This window comes from Pseudomonas sp. JV245A (genome assembly GCF_032424515.1).
In the GTDB taxonomy this organism is placed as follows: Bacteria; Pseudomonadota; Gammaproteobacteria; order Pseudomonadales; family Pseudomonadaceae; genus Aquipseudomonas; species Aquipseudomonas protegens.
Genome location: NZ_VYKE01000277.1, coordinates 1 through 3,635, shown reverse-complemented (window position 1 = coordinate 3,635; position 3,635 = coordinate 1). Strand labels below are relative to the sequence as shown.

Below are 3,635 nucleotides of genomic sequence, written 5' to 3'. Positions count from 1 at the left end.
CGCCGAAGGAGTAGGACCAGGCCGGGGTCAGCTTGAACACGTTCTTGTCGTTGACCTGGGCCAGGGGGCTCCAGCGCTGGGCGTTGGTGCCCATGCCGTACTGCAGCACGTCCTTGGTGGTCAGGTGGTCGTTGGCGATGTCTTCCCAGGTCACGTTCTTGCCGGCAGGTGCCGCCGGGGCGGTGGCCGCTGTGGCCGCCGCGCCCAGGGACAGGCTGCCGGCCAGCAGCAGGGCCTGGACGGCAAGGCTCAGGGGGGAGAGGGCGGGTAGCGATCTTATTGTCATGGTTGCGGTTCCCAGTGGAGGTTTTGGCCTGACTAGGGTCTGCCGCGCGAGGCGCTTTGAGATACGGAAAAAGTCCCGCCCTTGCCGGGAATAGTTCCCAGGCGGCACCTGATTTAGGCCCGCGCCACAAGCCCTACTACCAAGGGAGTAGGGCGCGGCCACCAAAGCAGCATACGGCCGCCCGCCGGCTGTTTCTAAGATGGCGCCATGGCCTCTGTAGCGAGGTCTTGCGTGCAATCTTGAGGGCATAACAATGACAACAAAACGCAACGCCTTGCTCGTGGTAGGGCTGCTGACCGGTGCCTTGGCCACCGGTGCTGTGTGGGCCCATGGCAACGTGGTGCCCCAGGCGGTGGAGACCAAGGGCCTGACGCCGATCAAGGACGCCGGGGTGAGCGTCGATGGCGACGGCTGGGCTTCGGTCAACCCGTACCGCACCTCGCCCGAGCACGACAAGGCGGTGGAAATCGGCGCCTCGGCCTACAACCAGAACTGCGCGGCTTGCCATGGCCTGGAAGCCAAGTCCGGCGGCATCGCCCCGGACCTGCGCATGCTCGACGCCGGCGAAGCCGGGGATGAATGGTTCGTCGAACGGGTGCGCCACGGCGCGGTGCGCGATGGCCGGGTGTACATGCCGAAGATGGCCGACTACCTGAGCCAGGAAGCCCTGTGGGCGGTGCGCACCTACCTGGACAGCGTGCGCGTCGAGGAGTGATCGCCATGGGCCGCTTCGCCCTGTTCCTGGCTGGCCTGCTGCTGTGTTGCGCCACGGCCCAGGCCGAGGTGCGCAACTACGACACGATGATCGCCTCCGGTGAGTTGAAGGTGGCGGTGTACCAGGATTTTGCCCCCTACAGCTTCGAGGACCAGGGCCAGCCGCGGGGCGTCGATGTGGAGCTGGCGCAAGCCCTGGCCGAGGCCCTGGGGGTGCGCCTGCAACTGATCTGGGCGCCCCCCGGGGAGAAGCTCGACGACGATTTGCGGGACTACATCTGGCGCGGAAGCCCGCTGCGCCACCAGCAGTTGGCCGACCTGATGATGCGCGTGCCCTACGACCACGACTACGCGCAAAAGCGCAACGAACTGGGGGAGCTGGCCAACGATCACGTGGTGATGTTCGGCCCCTATCAGGAGGAGCGCTGGCAGGTGGCATTCGACCGCCGCCGGCTGGATTCGGTGGCCAGTGTCGCGGTGTTCCAGGAGCACCCCATTGGCGTCGAGGTGGACAGCGTGCCGTCGTTCTACCTGACTTCGGTGTTCAACGGCATGCTCAGTGCCAAGACCCACCATTACCCCAGCGTGCAACAGGCGTTCGGCGCCTTGCGGGCCGGGCAGGTGGACGCGGTGATGGCCATGCGCGGCGAGATTGACTGGCAGTTGCATAAGGCCGCTGATCCGCAGTTGGCCCTGGCGGAAAACGCCTACCCGAACATGGGCAAGCAGGTGTGGGAGATCGGCATGGCGGTGCATGAAAGCAACCGCCAGCTGGCCTATGCCGTGGAAGAGGCCCTGGAAGGGCTGATCCGCGACGGTCGCCTGCAGGCGCTGTACGCCCGTTATGGCCTGCGTTACGAGGTCCCACAGATGTATCAATAGGAGCTGCGATGAACTGGCGAGCGACCTGTCTGCTGGCGTGCTGGCTGCCCTTGGCGACCCCGGCGCTGGCCGCCGATCCCCAGGCCCCGGACCCGGTGCCCTCGGTGATGTGGGCCTTCTACCACAAGCAACTGCTGGGGGACGCGGCGTTCGTCTTCGATGACCGGGTCAAGCTGCTGGCGCCGCCCTTTGCCGAGGATGCGCGGCAGGTGCCCCTGGAAATCGACGCCCGGGCCTTCAGCGGCGACGTGGTGCGCATCCTCGCCTGGGCCGAGCTCAACCCCTTGCCGCGCATTGTCGATTTCGAACCGGGGGAGCGAGTGCTGCCGTGGCTGTCGATCCGCATCCGCATCGAGCAGGCCACGCCGCTGCGCGCCGCAGTGCTGACCCGCGATGGCCTGTGGCACGTGGGCTCGACCCTGATCGATGCCGCAGGTGGCGGCTGCACCGCCCCCAGCGTGGTGCGCACCCAGCCCGGCTGGGAAGAGCACATCGGCGAAGTGCTGGGCGGGCGTTACCCCCGGGGGGATGTCAGCCGCCTGCGCTTGCAGGTGTCCCATCCAATGGACAACGGCCTGGTCAGCGGCATCCCCGAGTTTTTCCTCAACCACGCCGAACTGCGCGACCAGAACGATCAGCGCCTGGCCAGCCTCGAACTGTTCCCGGCGGTCAGCGAAAACCCCAACCTGGGGTTCGATATCCAGGGGCCGGGGCAGACCCGCTTGCTGTTGCGCGACAACAGCGGCAACCAGTTCGAGGCCAGGCTGCCCTGACCGCATCCTTTGACCCACCCGAGCCGAGGCGCACCATGCGTTGGATCCTGCTGTTGCTGCTGTGCCTGGGCCTGCCGGCCCGGGCCGACCTGGACTATCCACTCAAGCCCCGGCAGATCGCCGCGGGCACCTGGCTGCTGGAAGGCAGCACCGACAATTTCGCCAAGGCCAATGGCGGCAACATCGTCAACACCGGCTTCATCGTCACCGACAGCGGGGTGGTGGTGATCGACAGCGGGCCGTCGAAACGCTACGGCGAAGCCTTGCGCCGGGCGATAGCCGCCACCACCGACAAGCCGGTGATCCAGCTGCTGCTGACCCACCATCACCCCGACCATGTGCTGGGCAACCAGGCCTTTGGCGATGTACCCATCGGCGCCCTGGCCGGCACCGGTGACCTGCTGCGCCAGCAGGGCGAGGCCATGGCCGAAAATATGTACCGCATGGTCGGCGACTGGATGCGCGGCACCGAGGTGGTGCTGCCGACCCAGGTGCTTGAGCCCGGGGTGCTTGAGGTGGGCGGGCATCGCTTGCGCCTGCTGGGCCTGAATGGGCACACCGGCGCTGATCTGGCGATTCTCGATGAGAACACCGGGGTGCTGTTTGCCGGTGACCTGGTGTTCTACGAGCGCGCGCTGACCACCCCCAACAGCCCGGGGCTCGGGGTCTGGCTCAAGGATCTGGACACCTTGCAGGCCCTGCCGTGGAAACTGATCGTGCCAGGCCATGGCCCGGTGGCCAGCGATATGGCGCCCTTTGCCCAGATGCGGGACTACCTGGGCTGGCTGGACGGGTTGATGCGCGACGGCGCCGCCCAGGGCGACGACATGGCAGAGATGATCCGCCGCCCGATCCCCGAGCGTTTTGCCGGCATCAGCCTGACCCGCTATGAGCTGATCCGCAGCGTCAGCCACCTGTACCCGCGTTACGAACGCCAGCGCCTGCAGCGTATCGACGGCCTGTAGGAGCCGGCTTGCCGG

At 66.9% G+C, this 3,635-nt stretch carries 4 protein-coding genes and 1 pseudogene; 4 read left to right on the top strand and 1 reads right to left on the bottom strand.

Going from position 1 to position 3,635, the window contains the following annotated elements:
* A pseudogene (locus F6S12_RS30445) lies at positions 1–286 on the bottom strand (PQQ-dependent dehydrogenase, methanol/ethanol family); the annotation flags it as partial.
* A 253-nt stretch (positions 287–539) separates the two neighbouring features.
* Between F6S12_RS30445 and pedF the strand changes: the two are divergent.
* Genes pedF through F6S12_RS30425 form a run of 4 tightly spaced genes read left to right on the top strand, consistent with a single transcriptional unit; the run spans position 540 to position 3,620 of the window.
* On the top strand, positions 540–1,001 hold the full coding sequence (gene pedF, locus F6S12_RS30440; RefSeq protein ID WP_041752128.1) for a cytochrome c-550 PedF: 462 nt from the start codon (positions 540–542) through the stop codon (positions 999–1,001).
* 5 nt (positions 1,002–1,006) lie between these two features.
* On the top strand, positions 1,007–1,882 hold the full coding sequence (locus tag F6S12_RS30435; RefSeq protein ID WP_041752130.1) for a substrate-binding periplasmic protein: 876 nt from the start codon (positions 1,007–1,009) through the stop codon (positions 1,880–1,882).
* Positions 1,883–1,890: 8 nt separating this feature from the next.
* Complete coding sequence (locus F6S12_RS30430) at positions 1,891–2,655, top strand: quinoprotein dehydrogenase-associated SoxYZ-like carrier (protein WP_015635018.1); 765 nt, start codon at positions 1,891–1,893, stop codon at positions 2,653–2,655.
* A 35-nt stretch (positions 2,656–2,690) separates the two neighbouring features.
* Positions 2,691–3,620: a quinoprotein relay system zinc metallohydrolase 1 gene (locus tag F6S12_RS30425; RefSeq protein ID WP_315869738.1), complete on the top strand. Its 930-nt coding sequence runs from the start codon at positions 2,691–2,693 to the stop codon at positions 3,618–3,620.
* The last annotated feature ends 15 nt before the right edge of the window (positions 3,621–3,635 follow it).

What these genes read in the sequence shown, in the direction of transcription:
- pedF (WP_041752128.1), top strand. Translation starts at nt 540, where the DNA reads ATGACAACAAAACGCAACGCCTTGCTCGTGGTAGGGCTGCTGACCGGT.
- F6S12_RS30435 (WP_041752130.1), top strand. Translation starts at nt 1,007, where the DNA reads ATGGGCCGCTTCGCCCTGTTCCTGGCTGGCCTGCTGCTGTGTTGCGCC.
- F6S12_RS30430 (WP_015635018.1), top strand. Translation starts at nt 1,891, where the DNA reads ATGAACTGGCGAGCGACCTGTCTGCTGGCGTGCTGGCTGCCCTTGGCG.
- F6S12_RS30425 (WP_315869738.1), top strand. Translation starts at nt 2,691, where the DNA reads ATGCGTTGGATCCTGCTGTTGCTGCTGTGCCTGGGCCTGCCGGCCCGG.